This window comes from Epilithonimonas sp. JDS (assembly GCF_021261315.1).
In the GTDB taxonomy this organism is placed as follows: domain Bacteria; phylum Bacteroidota; class Bacteroidia; order Flavobacteriales; family Weeksellaceae; genus Epilithonimonas.
The window spans coordinates 40,358-62,953 of record NZ_JAJSAX010000005.1 but is presented as its reverse complement, the minus strand read 5'-3'; the positions used below and the strand labels follow the sequence as shown (position 1 = coordinate 62,953).

General features: G+C 37.1%; 23 protein-coding genes. 11 read left to right on the top strand and 12 right to left on the bottom strand.

Annotated elements, in window-relative coordinates; translation table 11 throughout:
• Positions 1–12: 12 nt before the first annotated feature.
• The gene (locus LUD75_RS14065; RefSeq protein WP_232706402.1) at positions 13–438 is read right to left on the bottom strand and encodes a hypothetical protein; all 426 of its coding nucleotides are present in this window, start codon (positions 436–438) and stop codon (positions 13–15) included.
• A complete protein-coding gene (locus LUD75_RS14060; protein WP_232706401.1) occupies positions 438–1,565 on the bottom strand; it encodes a DegT/DnrJ/EryC1/StrS family aminotransferase in 1,128 nt (375 codons plus the stop codon). Before LUD75_RS14060 ends, LUD75_RS14065 begins: the two co-directional genes overlap by 1 nt.
• 143 nt (positions 1,566–1,708) lie before the next feature.
• Between LUD75_RS14060 and LUD75_RS14055 the strand changes: the two genes are divergently transcribed.
• Both LUD75_RS14055 and LUD75_RS14050 read left to right on the top strand, forming a co-directional pair.
• Positions 1,709–3,316 carry a S8/S53 family peptidase gene (locus LUD75_RS14055; protein WP_232706400.1) on the top strand — a complete coding sequence of 536 codons (1,608 nt, stop codon included), beginning with the start codon at positions 1,709–1,711 and terminating at the stop codon, positions 3,314–3,316.
• A 494-nt stretch (positions 3,317–3,810) separates the two neighbouring features.
• Positions 3,811–4,182, top strand: coding sequence for a prevent-host-death protein (locus LUD75_RS14050; protein WP_232706399.1), 372 nt, complete (start codon positions 3,811–3,813; stop codon positions 4,180–4,182).
• Between the two features lie 37 nt (positions 4,183–4,219).
• Here LUD75_RS14050 and LUD75_RS14045 read toward each other — a convergent pair whose 3' ends face one another.
• From LUD75_RS14045 to LUD75_RS14035, 3 genes are all read right to left on the bottom strand, one after another.
• The gene (locus LUD75_RS14045) at positions 4,220–4,630 is read right to left on the bottom strand and encodes a hypothetical protein (RefSeq protein ID WP_232706398.1); all 411 of its coding nucleotides are present in this window, start codon (positions 4,628–4,630) and stop codon (positions 4,220–4,222) included.
• A gap of 65 nt (positions 4,631–4,695) precedes the next feature.
• Positions 4,696–4,959 carry an SWEET family sugar transporter gene (locus LUD75_RS14040; RefSeq protein ID WP_232706397.1) on the bottom strand — a complete coding sequence of 88 codons (264 nt, stop codon included), beginning with the start codon at positions 4,957–4,959 and terminating at the stop codon, positions 4,696–4,698.
• A 90-nt stretch (positions 4,960–5,049) separates the two neighbouring features.
• Complete coding sequence (locus LUD75_RS14035) at positions 5,050–5,457, bottom strand: hypothetical protein (RefSeq protein WP_232706396.1); 408 nt, start codon at positions 5,455–5,457, stop codon at positions 5,050–5,052.
• A 570-nt stretch (positions 5,458–6,027) separates the two neighbouring features.
• Here LUD75_RS14035 and LUD75_RS14030 point away from each other — a divergent pair.
• The 3 genes from LUD75_RS14030 (at position 6,028) to LUD75_RS14020 (ending at position 8,910) form a co-directional block, all read left to right on the top strand.
• On the top strand, positions 6,028–7,098 hold the full coding sequence (locus LUD75_RS14030; RefSeq protein WP_232706395.1) for a type I restriction endonuclease: 1,071 nt from the start codon (positions 6,028–6,030) through the stop codon (positions 7,096–7,098).
• A 67-nt stretch (positions 7,099–7,165) separates the two neighbouring features.
• Entirely contained in the window at positions 7,166–8,014 is an 849-nt protein-coding gene (locus LUD75_RS14025; RefSeq protein ID WP_232706394.1) for a TIR domain-containing protein, read from the top strand.
• 167 nt (positions 8,015–8,181) lie between these two features.
• Positions 8,182–8,910, top strand: a complete 729-nt coding sequence (locus LUD75_RS14020) for a hypothetical protein (RefSeq protein WP_232706393.1) — start codon at positions 8,182–8,184, stop codon at positions 8,908–8,910.
• 505 nt (positions 8,911–9,415) lie between these two features.
• Here the strand turns inward: LUD75_RS14020 and LUD75_RS14015 are convergent.
• From LUD75_RS14015 to ssb, 3 genes are all read right to left on the bottom strand, one after another.
• On the bottom strand, positions 9,416–11,962 hold the full coding sequence (locus LUD75_RS14015; RefSeq protein ID WP_232706391.1) for a phosphoenolpyruvate carboxylase: 2,547 nt from the start codon (positions 11,960–11,962) through the stop codon (positions 9,416–9,418).
• Between the two features lie 113 nt (positions 11,963–12,075).
• The gene (locus LUD75_RS14010) at positions 12,076–12,516 is read right to left on the bottom strand and encodes an HRDC domain-containing protein (protein ID WP_232706390.1); all 441 of its coding nucleotides are present in this window, start codon (positions 12,514–12,516) and stop codon (positions 12,076–12,078) included.
• Positions 12,517–12,583: 67 nt separating this feature from the next.
• On the bottom strand, positions 12,584–12,916 hold the full coding sequence (ssb, locus tag LUD75_RS14005; protein WP_232706388.1) for a single-stranded DNA-binding protein: 333 nt from the start codon (positions 12,914–12,916) through the stop codon (positions 12,584–12,586).
• 183 nt (positions 12,917–13,099) lie between these two features.
• Here ssb and LUD75_RS14000 point away from each other — a divergent pair, with 183 nt between their 5' ends.
• From LUD75_RS14000 to LUD75_RS13980, 5 genes are all read left to right on the top strand, one after another.
• Positions 13,100–13,624, top strand: coding sequence for a hypothetical protein (locus tag LUD75_RS14000; RefSeq protein WP_232706387.1), 525 nt, complete (start codon positions 13,100–13,102; stop codon positions 13,622–13,624).
• Between the two features lie 22 nt (positions 13,625–13,646).
• Positions 13,647–14,396: a hypothetical protein gene (locus LUD75_RS13995; RefSeq protein WP_232706386.1), complete on the top strand. Its 750-nt coding sequence runs from the start codon at positions 13,647–13,649 to the stop codon at positions 14,394–14,396.
• Between the two features lie 21 nt (positions 14,397–14,417).
• Positions 14,418–14,771: a DUF2116 family Zn-ribbon domain-containing protein gene (locus LUD75_RS13990; RefSeq protein ID WP_232706384.1), complete on the top strand. Its 354-nt coding sequence runs from the start codon at positions 14,418–14,420 to the stop codon at positions 14,769–14,771.
• A 3-nt stretch (positions 14,772–14,774) separates the two neighbouring features.
• Positions 14,775–15,860 (top strand): MBL fold metallo-hydrolase, encoded by a 1,086-nt coding sequence (locus LUD75_RS13985; protein WP_232706383.1) that lies wholly within the window; start codon positions 14,775–14,777, stop codon positions 15,858–15,860.
• A 75-nt stretch (positions 15,861–15,935) separates the two neighbouring features.
• Positions 15,936–16,274, top strand: a complete 339-nt coding sequence (locus LUD75_RS13980; RefSeq protein ID WP_232706382.1) for a hypothetical protein — start codon at positions 15,936–15,938, stop codon at positions 16,272–16,274.
• A 71-nt stretch (positions 16,275–16,345) separates the two neighbouring features.
• Here LUD75_RS13980 and LUD75_RS13975 read toward each other — a convergent pair whose 3' ends face one another.
• The 4 genes from LUD75_RS13975 to gldD all read right to left on the bottom strand — a co-directional run bounded on the left by LUD75_RS13975 (position 16,346) and on the right by gldD (position 21,258).
• Complete coding sequence (locus tag LUD75_RS13975) at positions 16,346–17,686, bottom strand: peptidylprolyl isomerase (RefSeq protein ID WP_232706381.1); 1,341 nt, start codon at positions 17,684–17,686, stop codon at positions 16,346–16,348.
• Positions 17,687–17,790: 104 nt separating this feature from the next.
• Positions 17,791–19,626 carry a hypothetical protein gene (locus tag LUD75_RS13970; RefSeq protein ID WP_232706380.1) on the bottom strand — a complete coding sequence of 612 codons (1,836 nt, stop codon included), beginning with the start codon at positions 19,624–19,626 and terminating at the stop codon, positions 17,791–17,793.
• A 53-nt stretch (positions 19,627–19,679) separates the two neighbouring features.
• Positions 19,680–20,600 (bottom strand): PfkB family carbohydrate kinase, encoded by a 921-nt coding sequence (locus LUD75_RS13965; RefSeq protein WP_232706378.1) that lies wholly within the window; start codon positions 20,598–20,600, stop codon positions 19,680–19,682.
• A 97-nt stretch (positions 20,601–20,697) separates the two neighbouring features.
• Entirely contained in the window at positions 20,698–21,258 is a 561-nt protein-coding gene (gene gldD / locus LUD75_RS13960; protein WP_232706376.1) for a gliding motility lipoprotein GldD, read from the bottom strand.
• Between the two features lie 460 nt (positions 21,259–21,718).
• On the opposite strand from gldD, the gene LUD75_RS13955 reads away from it, so the two are divergent.
• Positions 21,719–22,585, top strand: a complete 867-nt coding sequence (locus LUD75_RS13955; RefSeq protein ID WP_027383822.1) for an RNA polymerase sigma factor RpoD/SigA — start codon at positions 21,719–21,721, stop codon at positions 22,583–22,585.
• Positions 22,586–22,596 lie beyond the last annotated feature (11 nt).

The following is a 22,596-nucleotide window of genomic DNA, read 5'->3' as shown; positions in this document are numbered from 1 at the left end:
TTAACTTTATTTTTAATTTGTTCCAATATCTTCTATTTCTTGGTAGGATTGTTTAATAAATTTAAATCTATTAATTAAAAAAAACATTAATAGAGGCAGAATTATAAGTAGAAAGACAGGTATTAAAGAATTATTTATTTGTAAACTTTGGTTGCGAAAGACTTTGTTTACTGATACAATTAAAAATGTTGCGCTGAAGCCCAAGTATAAAAATGATAATATTCTGATAGCAAATACTGACTTTTTAATAAGTAATATTAAACCTAGTAAATTAACAGAAAATACTGCAATAGCAAATATTAAAAATCCAATACGAGGATTAGCTTCTAAGTGTTTTATTTCTCTAATCAGTCCATAACCAAAAAATAAAAATATAAAAGAACTAACTGCTATTACTATTACATAAACAAATAGATTCTTGAAGAGTTTTTTTTCCATTATTTATCAAAAAACTCCAAAACAGAATCCGCAATATACTTCAACTGCTCTTCATCGAGTTCTGTGTGCATCGGCAGCGAAATCACTTCATCCAACAATTTATCTGTATTCACAAAATCTGCCGGATCACTTTCCTGATAATAGGCTTTCTGTTTTCTAAGCGCCACAGGATAATAAATCATTGCAGGAATTTCTTTTTCAGTAAGATATTTTTGAAGTTCGTTGCGTTTTCCGTTGGTAATTCTCAATGTATATTGATGAAAAACGTGCGTAGAATAATCTGCTCTTTTCGGCGTCAGGATGTTTTCGTTTCCGGCAAAAGCTTCGTCATAATAATCGGCGGCTTTTCTTCTTGCTTCGTTGTAAGAATCCAGGTTTGGGAGTTTTTTTCTCAAAACTGCTGCCTGAACGCTGTCCAATCTGGAATTAACGCCCACTTCATCGTGATAATAACGCTCGTACATTCCGTGGTTTACAATTCCTCTGAGTCTGTGAGCCAACGCATCATCGTCTGTGAAAATTGCGCCACCATCGCCGTAGCAGCCAAGATTTTTGGAAGGAAAAAATGATGTCGTTCCAATTGTTCCCATCGTTCCGGATTTTTTCTCCGTTCCATTTGAGAAAATAAAGTCGGAGCCAATTGCCTGTGCATTATCTTCTACAACGAAAAGATTATGTTCTTTAGCGATTTTCAGAATTTCTTCCATATTGGCACATTGTCCAAAAATATGAACCGGAATAATTGCCTTAGTTTTTGGCGTGATTGCTTTTTTGATTGCCTCAGTATCAATCGTGAAAGTATCATAATCAACATCAACTAAAACTGATTTTAATTTTAATAAATGAATCACTTCTACGGTTGCTGCAAAGGTAAAATCTGCTGTAATAACTTCATCACCTTCCTGAAGATCCAAAGCCATCAAAGCAATTTGAAGTGCATCTGTCCCGTTTGCACAGGGAATCACATGTTTTACATCCAAATAATTTTCCAGATCTGCCTGGAAAGATTTGACTTCCGGACCATTTATAAAAGCCGCAGAATCCATCACATTCAGAACTGCATTGTCAACTTCACTTTTTATTTTATAGTACTGGCTTTGTAAATCAACCATCTGGATTTTCTTCATAATCAAATATTTATTATTAAAAGGCTTTTAAAACCGTTATGAATATTAGCAAAAATATTTCTTGAAACCGATTTCAAAAGCAAAAACATTATTTTGTAAATTTACATTTATTTATCAGTTTAAAAAATCAAATTTCCCGAAACGTGAGAAAAATCTTTACAATTTTATCGGTTAGCTTTTCTTTGATAGCCACAGCTCAAACCGAATTAGTTTTTGTTTTCTTCAAGGACAAACCCAACAAAGCGGCTTTTTATTCTAATCCATTATCGGAGCTGACACAGAAATCACTGGACAGAAGAACAAATTTGGGAATTGCGCTCTCAGACCAGGATGCGCCCATTGAACAAAGTTATATTGCTAATATTCAGAATCTTGGATTTGATGTGACTGACTATTCAAAATGGCTCAATGGTGTGGCGGTAAATGCTACTTCATCTCAGATTCAAACTTTAGCTGAACAAAGTTTTGTGGATCACGTGGAAAGTTTTGTTAAAAATCCAAACGGTGGAAAACGACAGGAAAAAATTGAGAAATTCAAAGAGTTTAATCAGGAATTCGCTGGCAAAGATGGCTTAACCACTTTTAATTATGGTAGTGGACTCAATCAGATTAATCAGGTTAATATCCGTGCACTTCACGTGGCTGGTTTTACAGGAGCTGGAATGACGATTGCCGTAATTGACACCGGATTTCCTACTGTCAATACAGGAAATGCTTATAAAAGACTACGTGATAACGGACAAATCAAAGGCGGTTTCAATTTCATTGATAAAAGCACAGACATTTATAATACTTCTTTAAATACACACGGATCAATCTGTCTTGGAACCATTGGTGGATTTCTCGATAATCAATTTGTGGGAAGTGCTCCGGATGCCGATTTCTATCTGTACGCCAGCGAAGATGGCGCCAATGAAATCCCAGAAGAAGAACTTTATTGGATAGAAGCAGCAGAGGAAGCTGACAGAAAAGGTGTAGATGTCATTTCTACTTCTTTGGGTTACACAGATTTTGATGACAGCCGGTATGATTACACCTATGCTGATATGAACGGAACAACTTCATTCATCGCAAGAGGTGCACAAATTGCCGCTGAAAAAGGCATTTTCCTGACTGTTTCAGCAGGTAATAGCGGAGCAGCAGCATGGCATTATATCTCAACACCTGCAGATAATGCGAAAGTTTTCACAATTGGTGCGGTGACAAATCAGGGTAATGTTTCAACTTTTTCTTCTTACGGTCCCAACTCTGCAGGCGTCGTAAAACCTGATGGAAGCGCCAGAGGAACTGATACTTACACCGTATTTGGGAATCAGGTAACGCAAGCTTCCGGAACCTCGCTTTCCAATCCTTTGGCCGCGGGTGGCGTTGCATGCTTGCTGCAATCATTGCTCAAAACAACATCAAGAGAAGAGATCAAAAATAAACTGAGACAAAATGCATCTCTTTACCCAAACACCTCTCCACAAATGGGTTATGGTATTTTTAATTTTTACAAAACTTACCAGACTCTTGCGGTAAAAGACCTTCAAAAAACCCAGATGAAAATATATCCCAATCCAACAAAGGATGTCCTTAGTATTTCATCTGACAAGCCTATAAAATCTGTTGAAATTTATGATGTTTTAGGAAGATTAATCAAAACTGAAACTAAAAAAAACATCAATGTTTCTCAACTTGCAAAAGGAAATTACCTGGTAAAAGTTAAGACCGGAGATCAGGAATTGATAGAGAAATTTATTAAAGAATAATTTTTAGTCTTCTAAAAATCAAACCTTGTTTCAAATAGTTGGAGCGAGGTTTTTTATTGAAATGCAGGAAACGGCGGTAACGAATTCCTCATGCTCAAAGATCTTCCAATCGTCAACATTATCACTTCAAAAGCTTACAACAAACGTTACGGACATCCGCAAGCCGAGAGAATTGTAAAGGATTTTATCTTGCCCTCAATTCTGAAATAGTGGAAAACGAACTGAGGTTTAATTTCATCGACTTGAAGCAACTTCTTTCTCAAATTCAATTCTATTAATATACATGAGAAGAAAATTTTTAAAATACTGAAAAGCCATAATTGCAAATTTCATTACCAATTTCCAACAAATAAAAGATTTCTGATACGATTTCCACATTCATATCAAACTTTTGCCAAAACTGTTATAAATTAATTGAATAATATTCATAATTTATTAATCTAGACTTTTTTTTAGCGTTTCCTTTTTATAGATTTGCAGAACAATTAAAATTCATGAATTACTCGCTTGAGCTCAACACCCAGGAAGCAGGCTCTAACATCGTCTTTAACAACATTGTACTGGACGCATTCAAAATTAATATCGTAGAAAGATACTCGGTTAAAAACGGCGTCAATCACAAATTATGTGAAGTTCTTTTCAAAGTTCGTACACTGGACGACCAACTGATCAAAAAGAAAGATGGCAACATCAATATGTATCTGAGAGGAGAAAATTTGTTTAAATACCAAAAATTAATTAAAGTATTTTCCTCCTATCATTACAGGAAAAAGCTCATCAACAGGAAAGAAGTAGAACATGATTTTGTTCATTTCATTCTGATGTTTGCGGTATTGAATTACGACCTTATCGAATCCATAAAATAAAAAAATCTCTGGTGCCTGCCAGAGATTTTTTGATCTTCTATTTTATTTTGTCATAAATCAGTTTTGTGACGACGGCCCCGAAGAGATAATAGCCAACGGTCATCAGCTTCTTCTGAGTGGTCTCCGCAACAGGCGAGTCATCCAGTCCCATATTTTTCGGGAGCATCACCGCGCCTACTCCGGCCGCCACACCCGAAACAAGATTGAAACCACTCGTCGCAGTACTAGCGTAATAGATGCCATTGCTGATGACGTCTCCCGCAAGTGTCGCGGCGTAAAGCTGATCGTGATCTGTGATTTTCATATCCACTGTATCCAGAGCTTTGTTCAGAGCTTCCTCTCCCACTTTATTTACTTCCGGAACGTTGTCGAAGTTGTGCCTCACGATTTCGTGTAAAAGGTTCAGGGCAATTGCGCCGCCCAGACCTGCAAGTATTTTCTTGTACATATTGATTTCATTTTTGGTATTAGCCTTATTACACAAATTGAGCCACTACAAAAGATTTCCCGAAATTAAATCGCCGTGGCAAAAGCGAACAAGCCAAAAAAGATTCCGGGAGAATTCGCCACCACAATCGGCCAGTCCCGCTTCGGCTTTTTCATAAAACCGTAAGTCACCCACAGACTGCAGTTGATGGCTGCCACCAGCGGCTGCAGCCAGTCGCCTTTGTCGCCATCGAGGTTGTGAGAGATCTGCGGGATGTACGAGAAGTACATCGCCATTGCCGTCACCGTTGCTACCCATCCCAGGATTTGCATAAATTTTCCTTCCTCCATATCCGCTTTTAAAGTTGAATCAAACTTTGAAATTATCATACCAACCCGCCGCTGATGATAATTTGGAAGTACTTTCTGCAAATATCATTGCTAGATGGCCTGCCTTGTCGGGATGTCCTGATGAAAATTATTGGAAGTGATGTACAGATCATAGAAATAAATATCCTGATCAATATATTCTTTGATTGCTTTCTTCTGTGTGTTCAGATTCGGAGTCAGATGATAGAGATAATCTTTTCTCGACTTCGCTTTGTGGGCGCACGTGCAATAGCTTTGATCATCTTTGATGTGCTCCTCAAAATCCACAATCCGCACGTTATCCTCCTGATGATCCACCGAATGGTCAAACGTCTTTTTATCCAGCGTAAACCACGGTTCGCCGTGATAGAAGTAATGATCGATAATATCAGGATGGTTGAGATCTCTCGGATTTAGTACTGTAGAAGAATAGTATCCGTTGCAAGCATCGCAATGTGCCAATTGTAATTCTAGTGCCATAGTTTTGTAATTTGATACCGTCTACCTATCAGAATTTGTGCCATCGCAAACCAATTTATGAATGATCATCGGCATTTTGAAGAATCAAGACTTGTTCTAATTTCTTTTTTCCGGTATTAGTTTATTTAAACCCAATCAGTTATATTCGAAAAAACAAACAACCAATGACACTTCGCGATTTCTGCAGAATACACAGATTCAAACTGCAATTCTTATAACCAACTTTCACAATTCAACTCCCAAAGTAACGGTGGCTGAAATTTGCCGCAACCAACCTTTGCCATACTCTCTTAAACGAAATCAGCCCAGTAGCTCAAGCACTGTCACGCTGAGCGGAGTCGAAGCGTTTCAGCATCGAACCAATTACATATTTTCAACAATACGGATATCCGTAAAATAATTTGAAATATTTAGGATAGATTTGACATTATTAAAACCATATTTATTAAATAATTAGGAATTTAATACAACATAAATAAAATAATTAGGATTTGGTTGTTAAATATTTATATTTACCGAAAATAAATTTAGATTTATTTAAAACTAAATTCACATTAAACTAATCAAACTATGGAAGCAGACTTAAAATTAAAGCTGGAACAATTACATCAGAGAGTTGACTCGCTGAAAGACCAAATCAACACCGAAGAAGCTACAAAAAACGCTTTCGTAATGCCGTTCATTCAGATAATGGGTTACGATATTTTCAATCCGACAGAAGTCATTCCCGAATTCATTTGCGATATCGGAACAAAGAAAGGAGAGAAAATAGATTACGTGATCAAAAGAGATGGCGAACCAATTTTAATCATTGAATGCAAACATTGGAAAGAAAAAGTGGATGCCCACAATTCCCAGCTTCACAGATATTATCACGTTTCGAAATCCCGTTTTGGTGTCTTGACAAACGGGCATCAATATAATTTCTATGCAGATCTGGAGAAGCCAAACATAATGGACGAAAAACCATTCTTCACTTTGGACTTATCTAACTTGAAAGATTCGAGCCTAAAAATATTAGAAAAGTTTTCCAAAACAGGTTACAACTTAGAAGAAATCCTGGATTCGGCAGAAGCGTTGAAATACATCAAAGCCATCAGAAACGAATTTGAAAAAGAACTTCAGGAACCATCTGATGAGATTGTAAAACTTCTGGTAAACAGATTTTTTGACAAACCTCTCACAGCATCCAGAATGGTAGCTTTCCGAGAATACACCAAGAAAGCATTCTCAAATTCTATCAATGAATCGATTAGTTTCAGATTGAAAAATGCCTTGAACATTAACGAAAGTATTCCAAAGTCAGTTGAGCAAACACAGCCAATCGACGAAAATGTAGAAACTCCCAAATTCATAACAACTGAAGAAGAAATCGAAGGTTCTCAAATCATAAAAGCAATTTTAAGAGAAGTATTACCAGCGTCGCGCATTGCTTTCAGAGACACGCAATCTTACTTTGGGATTTTGTTAGATGATAACAACCGCAAGCCAATCTGCCGTTTACATTTTAATTCGTCAAACAAATATGTTGAAGTCTTTAACAACGGAAAAGACAACGGCGAGAAAAAACTGATTACGTCTTTGGATGATATTTATAATTTCAAAACTGAGTTGTTGGCGACTGTTAATAATTATGAATAGTTTACTATAAATTTTAGAATTGAATTTTACTTACTATTAATCCATAAAATTAAAAAAAATAATAACAATGAAAGTATTTTTAAGTTGGTCTGGTGAATTAAGCCATAAAGTAGCCTTAGAATTAAGGGAATGGTTACCATTCGTAATTCAGTCAGTTGAACCATATGTTTCATCGGAAGATATTGATAAAGGGGTGAGATGGAGTATTGATATAGCAAAAGAATTAGAAGATTCTTCATTTGGAATTCTTTGTGTTACACCTCAAAACATTGATGCTCCGTGGTTAAATTTTGAGGCAGGAGCGCTATCAAAAGCATTCAGCACATCAAATGTCTCCCCCTTTCTATTCGGTCTAAAACCATCCGATCTTAAAAAAAGCCCTTTACTACAATTCCAATCTACTTTATATGAAAAAAAGGATTTGTTAAAATTGGTTTTAAGTATTAATAATGCTTTAGGCAAAGAAAAGTTAGATGATAATAAATTAAAGCCAACTTTCGATGTTTGGTATGAAAAATTAAAGACTAAACTTGATCCTCTATTAAGTGAATCATCGATCAGAACTGATACAAATAGTAGTGAAGTAAATGAAAATAAGGCAAATGAAGCAATGGAAGAAATTCTAGAATTGACTAGAGAGCAATTTAAAATTCTCCGTAACCCTGAAATGATACTTCCACCACAATATATTTCAATTATTTTGAAAGAAATGAATCAAAACAATTCAATTGATGGTAGGGTAATGAGAGATTTAGAGTTTGGTTTTAGAAATTTGAAAATGGTAATATCTTCAATTCCGGAAGAAGCAACTTTTGAAAATAAAGACTTAGAATCTGCTATAACAAGACTAGAAAGGGCTATAATATATATTAAAGAAAATTATAAAAGGAATCGTCCTACAAATCCATACGGCTAATTTAGATATTTCCAATCCGAACTCACAATAACCAAACCCTCGCCCCCAGCGAGGGTTAAGTATTTTATTTAACATAATATCTTTTCCACAAAAAATTTTATCGAACAATCATTTGTATTCAATATTAATTTTATATTTGTTTCAATAAACAATTAAAAACAATACAAATGAGTTCAACATCCGAAACAGGTCACGCAAAAAATGTGGCCAACGCAAACCTATTCAATTCCTACGTTACAGATCTCGGCGCCCTCTACAAACCAAGCAATCCCGATCTGGAATTGAAAAAACTTCAGACCCTTTACACCGAAGCATTTACACAACAGGAAGAGATCAATGCCGCACTGCCACCCTACACTTCCGCAGTCAATGCCAGAGAAGCAGTCTTCTCTCCCATCAACAAAAAACTGACTAAACTTCAAAAAGCCTACAAAACAACCAAAGGCGTAACCGAGGCACAGATGGAAGATTTCATGACCATCTCAAGAAAACTAAAAGGCGGCAGAAAAAACCCACCTGCAGCACCCATCCCACCGGCAACAGAGCCAAACAGCCATTCCGTTTCCCAGTTGAGTTATGACCAGCGCACCAACAATTTTGCCCAGTTGATAGAGCTGCTTCAGAACACGCCAGACTATGCGCCCAACGAAACAGAATATCAGATTGCGACCCTTCAGGGCGAGAAAGACCAGATGATGCAGACCACCCAGCAGGTAGCTGACACCTACTTCCCCCTCAACATGGCAAGAGGCAGACGCAACACAATAATGTACACCTCCGGAAACAATCTGGTAGACACCTTCAACCTCGCCAAAACCTACATCTCCACAATCCTGGACAAAAACACCCCGGAGTACAAAGCCTTCGCAAAACTAAAATTCACAATGCCTCGCTAATTAGGCTAAAATCGGTAACAAATAATACGAATTCCGAAAAAAAAGATGCTCAGCACTAAAAAAGCACAGTTCATTTTTCATAGAATTATTCAGCACACACTTTTGTCATCCCGTAGGGATCTAAACTCTATAGGTTTGGATCCCTACAAATGACAATCTTAATTGACTTCCTTAGCACCTTAACAACAAGACTACTCTAATTTACAACAAGACTACTCCAAACTTCAACAAGACTACTCCAAATTACAATAAGGCCACTCCAAATTACAACAAGACTACTCCAAACTTCAATAAGGCTACTTCAAATTACAACAAGACTACTCCAAACTTCAACAAGGCTACTCCAAAATTCAACAAGACTACTCCAAATTACAACAAGACTACTCTAAATTTCGGCAAGAATACTTTAGAATATTAAAACCAAAAAAAACCTCTCAATCACTTGAGAGGTTTCATTTATACCAAAATCAAAACTTGATTCTTTTTACTTTTATCTTGTATCTTCCTATGCGGAATTTCTACTCGCATTAATATTCCCAAACAAAGAACGCATTACCAGTTTCTCATAACTCTCCCTGTTCCCTTCCCCTTTCTGAATCTTAATCAAAGCATACTGCTGAATACTCAACAGCGGAAGCACAATCTTCTCACGGATCTTCACAGACTTACGGTTCAGCGGCTCCTCCTGCATCAGGATATTGTAGCCTGTCAGTTCCAGCATCATCTCTTTAGACAGAGAAAATTCAGCAAAAAGAATATTCCAGAACTCCCCAAACTTAGGATTGTTTCTCATATAATAAGTCAGCGGAAAATAAGTCTTATTCATACTCATCATAGAGTTCAGCACCAATGTTTTAAAGAAATCCGAACCTTTATACAATTCTTTGATCTCCTCAAATCTTCCAGCATCCATTAAAGTTTTAAGCGCAAACCCAAACCCAAAGAACCCGGGAACATTCTGCTTCAACTGTGCCCAGGATCCCACAAACGGAATCGCTCTCAAGTCTTCAAACTTCAGTTCTGCGCCTGCTCCACGTTTGCTTGGTCGACTGCCTATATTCGTTCTTCCGTAATATTCCAGCGTACTCATCTCCTGCAGGTAAGGCACAAACATCGGGTGCGCCTTCAGGTCAGAATATTTCTGGTAGCTGATATCCGCTAATTCCGAGATTAATGATCTTTCCTTTTCGTTAAGATCTTTCTTCGTACTCTTGAAAACATCATTCTCAATCCCCGCCGTCAGCAGCTGTTCAAAGTTAAACTTCGCCTGATCCTTATTCCCGAACACACTCGTAATTGTCTGCCCCTGGATCGTCAACTCGATTTGGTTGTTCGCAATGGTTTTCCCTTGCGATGCGTAGAAATCGTGGGTCTTTCCACCACCTCTCGCTGGCGGTCCGCCTCTGCCGTCAAAGAACACGACTTTAACGTCGTTATCTTCAGAGATCTTAGTCAGTTTCTCTTTGGAAGTATAGATCTGCCAGTTCGCTTTCAGGTAGCCGCCATCTTTGGTACCATCTGAGAAACCTAGCATAATGATTTGCTTGTTATTTCGTCTTGCCAAATGTTTTTTATAAACCGGATGATCGTACAAAGTTTTCATCACACTTTCGGATTTATCCAACCCTTCCATCGTTTCAAACAGCGGAACAATATCAATATGAATATCTTCGTCTGCATAGCCGCAAAGCTTCATCATCACATAGACGTTCATCACATCCTTCACTTCATCAGAATTGGAAATAATGTATCGGTGCATCCCGCGCTCGCCATTATTCTCCTGAATGGTTTTTATGTTGTAAACACTTTTCAAAGTCTCGCAAGTCATCTCATCATCAAAATCCTGAGGATTCAGAACCGCTCCGGAATTTAATAGAAGATCAATCTTCTCATCATTCGTTTTCGAATCCACATCTTCATTAATGACTTTTTTAAAGATATCATCAATTACATTCTGATGAACTCTGCTGTCTTGACGGATATCCAACGTTGCAAAGTGCGTCCCGAAAATCTTCACACGATCTCTGAAATCATCTAGAACATGGAAGAAAAGTCCGTTGTGTTCTTCCTTAAGAATCTTCTCCGCTTTATCCAGTTCAGCAATGATTTCCTGTGCAGAAACCCTAACATCCTCCTGGAAAATTGAATCATAAATTCTTTTGCTCACAGCTTTCAAAACGTCAGAAACACCACGGAAACTCAAGCGTCTTCTCACGATTTTCAAATGTCCGTAATAATCTTTCAGGATTGATATTCTCAGTTCCTCCGCTACTTTCATCGTAATATCAGCCGTCACGAAAGGATTTCCATCTCTGTCACCTCCAGGCCAGAATCCCAACTGAATAATATCCGGACTCGGCGTGTAGTTGGAAGTTCCGAAAACCTGTTTTACTTTTCTGTAAAGCTCTCCAATACTTTGATAATAGACATATCTCAGATAATAAATAATACTCAAAGCTTCATCAAGCGGCGTTGGTTTTTCTTTATTAACAAAAGGCGTTTTACCCAACTGCTGTAGCAAAGTATCGATCTGCGTCACAGAATCGTTGATGATGGCATCACGCAAATCGTGGATAATTCTCTGAACGGCATTCGGATAAAACTGCGTTGGGTGCGCCGTGAAAACAATCTTGATCGCAAAATCATCCATCTTCTTTCTGATAGCTGCGAGGTCATGATCCTGATTGGCGCGGTCATACATATTCATCACAGTCCCTGCATCCGTCTCGGAATGCAATTGCTGGAAAGCCGCATCCTCGATACTGTCGAACAATACAACCTGTCTTTCTATATATTGAATGATTTTGAAAAGTAGTTCCAGTTTCTGATCTTCAGTTTCCAGTTCGGTGTGTTTCTGGAAAAACTCTTCCACGATTTCTTCCGGAGATTTCCCGACATTGTAACCTTCTCTGCTTTCTTCGGCAAGGAATGGGAGCAACATCCCGATATTTGTCATTTTATCATACGGCAGACTCATAAAGAGTGAATTGTAGATTTGAAATTTATTCTCTACAATCTGCCGGAATTTTTCAATTTTCTGATCGTTTAGCATTTAACAAAAATAACAGATAAATTGTAAAATCGGTAGTCTGAAATGTTATTTTTATCTTAATATCTTGCATTGATTAAAACTAAATTTATGCATTACGAACAGATTAACGAGAATCAGGCATTTTCCAAAACTTCAATAATTTCTGCACCGTATTTTTCAATTTTAGTTTTTCCTATACCATTCACCTGTTCCAAATCTTCCAAATTGCTGGGTTTGTTTTTGGCAATAGTCATCAAATGTGCATTATGAAAAATAATGTAAGAGGGCAGCTGAGATTCCTTAGCCTTTTCTGATCTCCAGTCTTTCAATTTGTTATAAATGATGACTTCCTCCTCAGTAAGCTCTTCCTCGGAAATAGAAGTGATTTTATTGACAGGCTCTTTTGCTTTCTTCTCCTGATATGAAACCAAGACAGACCAATAATTTGTTTCATCCTCAATCAATTGTGAATTTGTGTGCAACACTTCAAATTTTGCCAAAAAATCATTTATCAAAAATTGATCTTCTTCCAGAAACTCTTCCGAAATCCTGATTTTAAAAACTTTAATTTTCATAATCGTATTATTTAAAATGAAAAAACCTTGTCAGGTTTTGAAAGTCTGACAAGGTTTCCGATGTAAATTATTTGGATCCCAAAAGCACCAGCTCTTCCACTCGGATTTCCGTAATCATTCTTTTCACGCCGTCTTTGTCATCATAAGATCTGTAAGTCAGCTTGCCTTCGACGGCGATTTCTTTACCTTTCGGCATATACTTTTCCATAACTTCCGCCGTTTTTCCGTACGCCACCAGATTGTGCCATTGCGTTTCTTCCACTTTCTCGCCATTGGCTTTGGTGTAGTAGTCGTGTGTTGCAATGGATACAGTTGCCTGTTTGTTTCCATTTTCGAAATTGAATATTTCAACTTCCTTTCCTGTGTGACCAATCAATGTCACTTTGTTTCTTAAAGACATAGCATTAAATTTTTTATTATTAAACTTTTAAAATCGGAACGTTCAAATTGTCTGTTTCCCGATTTCCTTGCTGCAAATTTTCAACAAAAACAAAACCCGAATCGGTAGAAAAGTATTTATATCCGTTTGTAATCGTTTGTAAATGGAAAAGTTTTTATAATTTTAATTTTAAACAAAAAGCAAATGAAACTGATACCAATCCTTTTACTAATTAATACTGTAGCTTTCGCACAGACTTCTCAAAAGAAAAAAATCGGTGAAGAGATTGAAGGCCATTTTTTGGGAAACGGAAAAGCAATCGTTGCAACGGCAACTAAAACTAAGGAAGCAAAAGGAAATCCCATTGAAAACGGAACGCCTGCCGAATATGAAATTCGGTTTTCCGACAAAAAATTAAAACCCATAAAAATCGGCTGCTGCGAAATGACTCTCATCAATGAAGGTGATCTGGATAATAACGGCGCTGATGATCTGTCAGTTTTTCAGGCTCCAATGAATGGCTGTACTTATTCTATGACAACGTATTCTTTCATTAATGGAAACTGGAGAAAGATTGTCGATACATTTTTGATTCCAACAGGTTGTGAGAGTATTAATCACAATGATTTACAGAAAATGATTTTCCGGGAGAATAAAAATATTTATTATTTAGAAAAAGATCTGATTGATGAGAATGGAAAATTAATAAAGAAAAAGGCTACTAAATAGCTTAAAATTTCAAAGCACAATTATGAAAAAACACATATTCATCTCAGGCATTATTTCACTACTACTTAATTTGAGTTGCGAAAATTCTAAAAAAGAATCTGTCAGCACCAATGATGACACTGTTGCCATCAAGCCAAACTTAACTGAAAAATCTGTTTCCACCACCGAAATTAAAAATTATCCAACTGATTTTGTCCCAAAAGCTTATGTGGTTTTTGATAAAATTTTTGGCGATCTGAACAAAGATGGTGTTGAAGATTGTGTTTTGATCATCAAAGGAACAGACAAAAGTAAGTTTGTAAATGATGAATATCAAGGTGTTTTGGATAGAAACAGACGAGGAATTATCGTTTTATTCAACAAAAACGGCCACTACGAACTGGCGACCAAAAACTACGATTGCTTCTCTTCTGAACACGAAGAAGGCGGCGTTTATTATGCACCGGAATTAGGTTTTGAAATTAAAAAAGGAAATCTCTACATCAATTATGCACACGGCAGATATGGCTATTGGGAATATACTTTCCGATATCAAAATTCTGATTTGGAACTTATCGGATATGACGATAGTGATAACAGAGGTCCGGTCATCAACTCAGAAACCAGCATTAATTATTTGACGAGAACGAAAATCGTTAATGTAAATACAAATGTTAATGCAGAAAGCGGTGAGGAAGTTTTTAAGAAAAGTGTGAGTAAAATCAGTAGAACCAGATTGATAAAATTGTCGGAGATTAAAAATTTTGATGAGCTTTTAAGTGATGAAGATTAATTAAAAATAAAAAACACACAAATGGAAACACAAACCTGCCCGCAATGCGGTGACAAAATTATCGGAAGATCTGACAAGAAATTCTGCTCCGACGCCTGCCGAAACGCCTTCAACAACAAGCAAAATAAAAACTCAACCAACTACATGCGGAATGTGAACAACAGGCTCCGCAAAAATTACAGAATCCTCGCAGAAAATAATTTTGAAGGAAAAACAAAAGTCAATCGTCTTAAGTTACAGAACGCCGGTTTTGATTTTGATCACATCACACAAATAGTGACTTACAAAAACGGCTCGCAATACTTTTTCGTTTATGATCAGGGCTACAAAATCCTCGACAGCGACTGGGTATTAATCGTAAAAAAGACCGATTAAACTATGATTCTTACTATTCTGATTCTCTTGGCAGCTGTTGCTGTTTATCTTTACAATCTTCCCGTTTTTGGCGGCGAATTCTCCGGAAAAAGACTGGTCCGGATGAAGCAATCTCCAAACTACAAAAACGGAACATTTCAAAACCTGAGTTTCACGCCATCACTGGCAGAAGGTTTCACGATGCGAAAAGTACTTTGGGATTTCCTGACCGACAAAACTGAAAACAAAATTCCGAAAATACAATTGCCAACTCAAAAAATCAATCTGAAGGAACAGCCGATTACTGATAATTTTTTGGTTTGGATGGGACATTCATCTTATTATTTTCAGATCGATGGGAAAAGATTCTTGGTAGATCCGGTTTTCAGTGGAAATGCATCTCCAATTCCCGGGACAACAAAAGCGTTTGCAGGAACGGATATCTACATGCCAGAAGATTTCCCGGAAATTGATTTTTTGATTATTTCGCACGATCATTATGACCATTTGGATTTTAAAACGGTTAAAAGTCTGAGACCAAAAATCAGCCAGGTCATTTGTGGATTGGGTGTAGGTTCTCATTTCGAAAAATGGGGTTTTGATGAGGACAAAATCACAGAGCTGGATTGGTATGAAGACGAAATCATATCACAAGGATTCAAAATTACTTCTACTCCAGCGCGGCATTTTTCCGGTCGAAGATTTAAGAGAAACAACACACTTTGGTCCTCGTATGTTTTGGAAACTCCTACCAAGAAAATATTTCTGGGCGGCGATAGTGGTTATGATTTTCATTTTAAAGAAATTGGAGACAAGTTTGGTCCCTTTGACTGGGCAATTCTGGAAAACGGACAGTACAACGAAAAGTGGCGCTATATCCATACATTACCTGATGAGTTCATAAAAGTTGCAGAAGAACTTAATGTAAAAAATGTTTTGCCGGTACATTCGGGGAAATTTGCTTTGGCTCAACATACATGGGATGAGCCTTTGCAGAAAGTCTTTGAAAACAGCAAAGGCAAAAATTTTAAAATTTCGACACCAATCATCGGTTCAAAACTGAATCTGGATGATGATTCGCAGACATTTACAGAATGGTGGAAATCATAAAAGTTATTAATCACAATTAATATTATTTAAAATACATTTGTAAATCAAACCTGACAAGAATTAAAAAAACATTGTATGCAAGAATTACACGAGCTGGAACTTACATTACTGGAAAATCTCACTGCAAAATATCCACAATTCAAATCTCATCTTCCATTTCTGAAAGTTGCCGAACGAAAATTGACTGCATCAGGATTGGATGTTAACCTTGAATATGTTGATTTTAATGGTGAATTTGATGAAACAAACGCGCTGTTCAGCAATGGTGGTAATATTCAGATTAAAGGGCTGAAAGAAGGTCTCAGCTATGTCATCGATATTACAGTGGGACAAATAACATCAATTGAATTTTCAACTTATAATGAGAAATGGGACGGAAAATTTACTGATTTTAAAATCTTAGAAAAGGAATAATCATTAGTATAATTTAAAACAAAAAAGGATGAGCAAACAACTCATCCTTTTTTTATTCTTAATATCAAAGATTATTTAGCAGCTGTTACCACTGTACTTTTCAGCCAGTTGCTGTGGAATTTGCAATCCTTGTATTTGTTATCTACAGAGATGAAGATTGATGGGATCTTGTTATTAACCCATTTCTCAACAATCTCGTTTTTCTTTTTGTTAAGTGCCATTTCCTTGATTCTTTCATAGTCGGTAGCAAGATCCAATTGGTGCGCATCGATGATATCATTCACCTGGATGATGCTCATCATTTTTCTCTTCTGCTGATCTTCCTGCTGGAAAGGTTCTGTGATGTCGTTTTTCTTAAGACCTGCGATCTGATAAGAAATTGTAGGATCAAGACCTAATTTTTCTAGTTTATCCGATCCATCCTGATTATTGGTCATAATTCCTGCAGAAAACTTGTTGCTTTTGTCATCAGAGAACTTGTAGGCTGCATCTTTAAACGTCATCTTCTTGTCCATAATCAACGTTCTGATGCTGTCCAATTCTTTTCTTGTTGCGGCAATCTCCTCAGCATTCGGAGTACTTTTGATCAGGATATGTCTTGCATCGTATTTCTTTCCGTTTCTTTTTACAAGCTGAATCAAGTGATATCCAAATTCTGACTCTACAGGATCGGACATTTCGCCTTCCTGAAGGTTAAGCGCCGCTGCTTCAAATGGCTTTACCATCTGCCCCATATTGATATTTTTGTAAATACCGCCAAGTGCTGCAGAACCTTCATCTTCGGAATAAATTCTGGCCTGGCTTTCGAAGCTTTCACCTTTTTTGATATCGTCTTTTATCTTATTGAGTTTAGCAATAATCTCCTGTTTGTGAGCAGCAGAAATTTTTGGAAACATACTGATTTTTGACAGTGCAACTTCATCCTTTACGTTTGGTAACTGGAATTTGAACTGGTTGTAAAAATCCGTCACTTCATTTGGCGTCACATCTGCTTTCTCAGTGATTCTGCCATATTTTGCCTGCCCGTAATAATTGTCTGCATCAATTTTCTCGATTGCGGTTTTCATCTCGTAAGACGTACGGAATTTGTAAGCTGCCAACATCGCTTTCTCGTCTGGAAACTGCGAAAGAATCTGAGTATATTTTGTACCCGCCATTTCTTTAATAGCCGCAGATCTGTTTTCTACCAATGTATCCTTTTTTGCTTCGTAGATGAGCAATTTGTTGTTCAGGATACTCTCCATAAAATCACATTTATCTCCCACATTTGCGCCTTGCTGTTTTGCATAGTTCGCTTGATCCTCTATGTCAGACTCCAGTACAATCTCATCGCCTATCACGGCTGCAATCCCATCTATGAGCTGACCTTTTTTTATTTGAGCAGATAAGTTTGTATTAAATAAACAAAGCATTACTGACAATAAAAAAAGACATTTCGTGTATTTCAACATTATTTATATTTATTAAGCTGCAAAATTAAGATTATCAACCAATTCTGCTTCATTTTTTGTTATAATTATTTCTTAAAATTTTTATTCAGTTCTGCCATAAAAGCAGGCTGAATTTCAACTTTGGTTTTAGCACGCTGCTCGGCAATTGTTTTTTGAAGCAGTTTCTCTGTCACTGCATCCGTCATATCTTCCTGAGCTTCCACCTGTGTCATCTGCTGTTCCGGCAAAAGTCCATCGATGGAAACAACCACATCTCTGTTGGAAATCTTAGTCGTAAACGTTCCTTTTTTGAAAGGCACATTATTTTTCTTGAAAATATCAGAAGATTCCTGGATCTTGCCTTCTTCAAAATGAACCAAAACCTGGTTTTTATCGTTGACCTGATTTTTGTATTTCGTTTTCAGAGCTTCCCATTTCTTCGGATCTTTCATTTCTTTTTCAATTTCCTTCAGAAGTTTGGGATCGGAAATGACAGCTGCTCTGGAGTCTGCTCTTTTTTCCCAGACAAATTTCGACTTGTTTTCGTTGTAATAATCGGTGTAAAGTTTCGGATTATTTTTCACTTCGTCTTTCAGATATTCGGAAAAGATGTATTCAGAATACAGATTTTTTTTGACATCATCAATTTCTGGTTTCACATCCGGAAGATTCGGGAAATTCTTAGCATAAACGCCAACCATATACTGCTGCGCCTGATAATTGACAAGCTCGGACCATTGATTGGTTGGGATCTGTTCTAAGTTTTTGTATTGCGCATCAATCGCTTTTTTGAAATCCTCGTAGTTCACGCTGTTTTTTCCGTAAGAGAAAAGGACAGCTTTAGGATTTTTTGGATTAAGATAAGCCTGATAAGACTTTTTAATTTCCAAAAACTCTGGCGTTTCTGTAAATTTATCCTGCGTCTTCAGCCAATCGATTAATTTTGAAGTCACTTCTTCACCATAACTTGTTGCCAGCATTTCTTTCTGGAAAAAGCTTCTATTGGCGTCTGTAAAAACGTAAGGCTCAATATTATAAATATTAAAAATAAAATATTTATCACCAAAAAGAATTGGTGTTTTTGTATAGAAATCTTTCAACTGACCTTTCAAAGCATTGTAAACATCATCCGGCAAGATAGGTGAACCCATCACAGCGCCACCTGAATTTTTCTCATCTTCTGTGGCTCCATATTCCTTCACCACAGCCTGGAATTTCTTTCCTGATTCTAATTCCTTGTAGATTTTTGCTTTGTTAGCTTCATAATTCGCATCATTTGGAATTGTCAAGACACCAAAAATCATATAACCTAAGCTTGGTCTTGTTGCAACAACTTTTGCAAAACCTACAACATTTGGTTTGTCGATGAATGTGGTGTAAGAATTAACCGGTGCATTTTTTACCTGCTGATACAGTTCGTAATCCAACATTCCGGGCTTGACGTAAAATGCTTTGGAAGCTTCCGGATTTGCATTCTTTGCAAGGAAATCTTCCATCTTCATTTTTCCTGCTTTTACCTGATTATAAAGTGCCTTGTAATCGGTTTTATCGTCAGCCTTTTTTTCTTTGATGAAAAGGAGAACCTGCGTTTCCGTTTTGCTGGAGTTTACAAAATCCTGAAGCAAAGGATCGATAATCGGTTTTGGATAGAACTTCTGCTCTCTCAGCTCCGTCATTTTCTGATTGACAGAATTCACGAAGAAATTAAGCGTATCTGCTTTTTTCTCTTTTGCCAACTGCTGTAACAAAAGGAATTCTACCGTCGAATTGACGGATTTATCCGGTCCGTTGTTTTCCAGACCATATTTATTTTCTTTGATGTAATCTTTTACAGAGATGCTGTCTTTGCCAACGATCAAATATTGTGAAAAAGCCGTTTGAGACACGAATGCCAAAACTGCAGGAAACAAAATTTTCTTCATTTGAAATATTTAATAACACCCTTTTGAGTGATAAATTTGTGTAAGGTTAAATTTTAGATGACAGATTCGAATGCTGTCAATTCTTTGAACTGATTGATTCTGTCGCTCAATTCTTCTTTCGTAACATTTTCTATTCTTTCTGTCCCGAATTTCTCTACCGTGAAAGATGCCATTGCACTTCCAACGATGATCGCTGTTTTCATACTTTCAAAACTGAAATCTTCTTTCTTGGTAAGATAAGATGCAAATCCGCCTGCGAAAGTGTCTCCAGCGCCGGTTGGATCAAAAACTTCTTCCAAAGGCAACGCAGGAATTGCAAAGATTTTTCCGTCGTGGAAAAGCAATGCGCCGTGTTCTCCTTTTTTGATGATCACATATTTTGGTCCTAATGTGTGGATTTTCTTAGCCGCTTTTACCAAAGAATATTCTCCGGAAAGTTGTCTTGCTTCCTCATCATTAATAGTGATAACGTCTGTTTTTGCAATGACTTTCATCAAGTTGTCCCAAGCGATGTCCATCCAGAAATTCATTGTATCAAGGATCACCAATTTCGGCTGCGTTTTCATTTTTTCCAAAACAGAAAGCTGAACTACAGGATCAAGATTTCCTAACAAAAGAACTTCTGCTTCCGAAGAATGCTCAGGAACTTTTGGGTCAAAATCTGCCAAAACATTCAGTTCTGTAACCAAAGTATCTCTGGAGTTTAGGTCATTGTGGTATTTTCCGCTCCAGAAGAAAGTTTTCCCGTCTTTCACCATTTCCACACCGTCTACATTGATGTTTTTTGAAGTCATCATATCAAGGTATTCCTGTGGGAAATCGCCGCCGATTACGGAAACCAAACTAACGTCTGTGTCCAAAGCTGCTGCTGCAAGTCCAATGTATGTGGCTGCACCACCAAGAATTTTATCTGTTTTTCCAAAAGGTGTTTCGATGGCATCAAATGCTACAGTTCCTACTGCTAGTAATTTCATAATTTAAGTTTTTGCTAATGGCAATTGGCTTTTCGCTGATTACCTATATATTGTTATTTTTTTTATTCTTGTTGTCTTTTGCCTTTATTCTTGTTTCTTATTTAGTTTTCCATTCAAACGAATCTATCAGATGCAAAAGGTCTTTTTTGATATAATCTACCGCCGGCGCCAAAGAATCGGGACGTGGACGTGAATTGAAATACAAATTTCCGGTCACAAAATGTCTCGTGCTGTCTGTTACATAAAACTGAATGTTGGAAGCAGTTTGACCATTCAGTTCGTAGAAATTTCCGTAAACGTGTTTTTCAGGATACGCAAAAGATTTAGTATCAATCGAGCTTGCTTTGATGGTATGTTCGTACACCATTTTCTCAACTTCCTTCACGTGAAGCGGAAAATCACTTTTGATTGGAAAATAAGTGATGAAAACATTGGCTTTCATCCCAGGATACGAGAGATTGTACCAGCACGCTTGTTTTGCATCTTTGATCTTTGCAAAATCCGAGTAATCAAATGAGTAATCGCAAGGTGCAGAAAAGTTCAGATATTTCGGGGCCGGATATTCCAAACGCAGGTCGCCTTTTGGTTTTGGAACCGGTTCTTTGGCGCAGGAGAAAAGTGATAAGCCGATGAAAACTCTGATCAGATTTTTAAACATTCGGCAAAAATAACAATTAGAATCGATACAGAGAATTTTGAATACTTAATTTTTGTTAAGAATAATTGATTTACAGAGAAATAATCATATATTAATGAGTGATATTTTTAACTCTATTGCCTATTTTGGCGATTTTGCGGATTTTTTTTAAAACATTTTTGTCATTCCGTAGGAATCTCAGCAGTTTAGATTCCTACGGAATGACAAAATCGTGTTTTTTTACTGTGTTTTGTTTTTATACCGCATCTGCAGCCCGACTTGAACGGAAATCCTTTTTTGAACCTGGTAAAGCGAAGGCAAAAAGATTGGGAGTGGAAGGCGGAAAAAGCTGCCCAAATATTATTAATTTGTTTTAAAATACGTTAAAATTGAAGATTAATCTGATGAAAATAAAATATTTGTAACCTTTTTGGGTTTCTGATCGTATAATATAATGCAACCTAAAGAATGAGGTTTTTATATGAGACAATTAAAAATTACAAAACAGGTTACCAACAGGGAAACCGCATCACTAGACAAGTATCTGCAAGAAATCGGAAAAGTGGAATTGATCACGGCCGATGAAGAGGTAGATTTAGCACAAAGAATCCGCGCTGGCGACAGAGCTGCGTTGGAAAAATTGATCAAAGCTAACTTACGTTTCGTGGTTTCCGTTTCCAAGCAGTATCAGAATCAGGGACTTTCTCTTCCCGATCTGATCAACGAAGGAAATCTTGGTCTAATGAAAGCGGCGAAAAGATATGATGAGACGAGAGGTTTCAAATTTATCTCCTACGCTGTTTGGTGGATTCGTCAGTCGATTTTGCAGGCTTTGGCCGAGCAGTCGAGAATTGTGAGATTACCATTGAATAAGATTGGTTCTATCAACAAGATCAACAAAGCTTATGCTCACCTGGAGCAAGAGAACGAAAGACCACCTTCTCCGGAAGAGTTGGCAGAAGTTCTTGATATGAGCGAGGAAGACATCAAGGAATCTATGAAAAACAGTGGTCGTCACCTATCGATGGATGCGCCGCTTGTGGAAGGTGAAGATTCTAACCTTTATGACGTTTTGCGTTCGGGAGAATCGCCTAGTCCGGATAAGGATTTGATGTTGGAATCCCTGCAAATCGAAATCGAAAGAGCGCTTCAAACTTTGACTCCTAGAGAGGCTGACTTGGTAAGATTGTATTTCGGATTGAACGGAAAGCATCCAATGACGCTTGAAGAAATCGGTGAAACTTTTGACCTTACGAGAGAAAGAGTTCGTCAGATCAAAGAAAAAGCGATCAAAAGATTGAAACACAACACAAGAAGTAAGATTTTGAAATCTTACCTTGGAAAATAAGAATTCCTTTT

Excerpts from the sequence above, each read along its gene's own strand:
- LUD75_RS14065 (WP_232706402.1), bottom strand. The coding sequence starts at position 438 with ATGGAAAAAAAACTCTTCAAGAATCTATTTGTTTATGTAATAGTAATA.
- LUD75_RS14060 (WP_232706401.1), bottom strand. The coding sequence starts at position 1,565 with ATGAAGAAAATCCAGATGGTTGATTTACAAAGCCAGTACTATAAAATA.
- LUD75_RS14050 (WP_232706399.1), top strand. The coding sequence starts at position 3,811 with ATGAATTACTCGCTTGAGCTCAACACCCAGGAAGCAGGCTCTAACATC.
- LUD75_RS14045 (WP_232706398.1), bottom strand. The coding sequence starts at position 4,630 with ATGTACAAGAAAATACTTGCAGGTCTGGGCGGCGCAATTGCCCTGAAC.
- LUD75_RS14040 (WP_232706397.1), bottom strand. The coding sequence starts at position 4,959 with ATGGAGGAAGGAAAATTTATGCAAATCCTGGGATGGGTAGCAACGGTG.
- LUD75_RS14035 (WP_232706396.1), bottom strand. The coding sequence starts at position 5,457 with ATGGCACTAGAATTACAATTGGCACATTGCGATGCTTGCAACGGATAC.
- LUD75_RS14030 (WP_232706395.1), top strand. The coding sequence starts at position 6,028 with ATGGAAGCAGACTTAAAATTAAAGCTGGAACAATTACATCAGAGAGTT.
- LUD75_RS14025 (WP_232706394.1), top strand. The coding sequence starts at position 7,166 with ATGAAAGTATTTTTAAGTTGGTCTGGTGAATTAAGCCATAAAGTAGCC.
- LUD75_RS14020 (WP_232706393.1), top strand. The coding sequence starts at position 8,182 with ATGAGTTCAACATCCGAAACAGGTCACGCAAAAAATGTGGCCAACGCA.
- LUD75_RS14015 (WP_232706391.1), bottom strand. The coding sequence starts at position 11,962 with ATGCTAAACGATCAGAAAATTGAAAAATTCCGGCAGATTGTAGAGAAT.
- LUD75_RS14010 (WP_232706390.1), bottom strand. The coding sequence starts at position 12,516 with ATGAAAATTAAAGTTTTTAAAATCAGGATTTCGGAAGAGTTTCTGGAA.
- ssb (WP_232706388.1), bottom strand. The coding sequence starts at position 12,916 with ATGTCTTTAAGAAACAAAGTGACATTGATTGGTCACACAGGAAAGGAA.
- LUD75_RS14000 (WP_232706387.1), top strand. The coding sequence starts at position 13,100 with ATGAAACTGATACCAATCCTTTTACTAATTAATACTGTAGCTTTCGCA.
- LUD75_RS13995 (WP_232706386.1), top strand. The coding sequence starts at position 13,647 with ATGAAAAAACACATATTCATCTCAGGCATTATTTCACTACTACTTAAT.
- LUD75_RS13990 (WP_232706384.1), top strand. The coding sequence starts at position 14,418 with ATGGAAACACAAACCTGCCCGCAATGCGGTGACAAAATTATCGGAAGA.
- LUD75_RS13985 (WP_232706383.1), top strand. The coding sequence starts at position 14,775 with ATGATTCTTACTATTCTGATTCTCTTGGCAGCTGTTGCTGTTTATCTT.
- LUD75_RS13980 (WP_232706382.1), top strand. The coding sequence starts at position 15,936 with ATGCAAGAATTACACGAGCTGGAACTTACATTACTGGAAAATCTCACT.
- LUD75_RS13975 (WP_232706381.1), bottom strand. The coding sequence starts at position 17,686 with ATGCTTTGTTTATTTAATACAAACTTATCTGCTCAAATAAAAAAAGGT.
- LUD75_RS13970 (WP_232706380.1), bottom strand. The coding sequence starts at position 19,626 with ATGAAGAAAATTTTGTTTCCTGCAGTTTTGGCATTCGTGTCTCAAACG.
- LUD75_RS13965 (WP_232706378.1), bottom strand. The coding sequence starts at position 20,600 with ATGAAATTACTAGCAGTAGGAACTGTAGCATTTGATGCCATCGAAACA.
- gldD (WP_232706376.1), bottom strand. The coding sequence starts at position 21,258 with ATGTTTAAAAATCTGATCAGAGTTTTCATCGGCTTATCACTTTTCTCC.
- LUD75_RS13955 (WP_027383822.1), top strand. The coding sequence starts at position 21,719 with ATGAGACAATTAAAAATTACAAAACAGGTTACCAACAGGGAAACCGCA.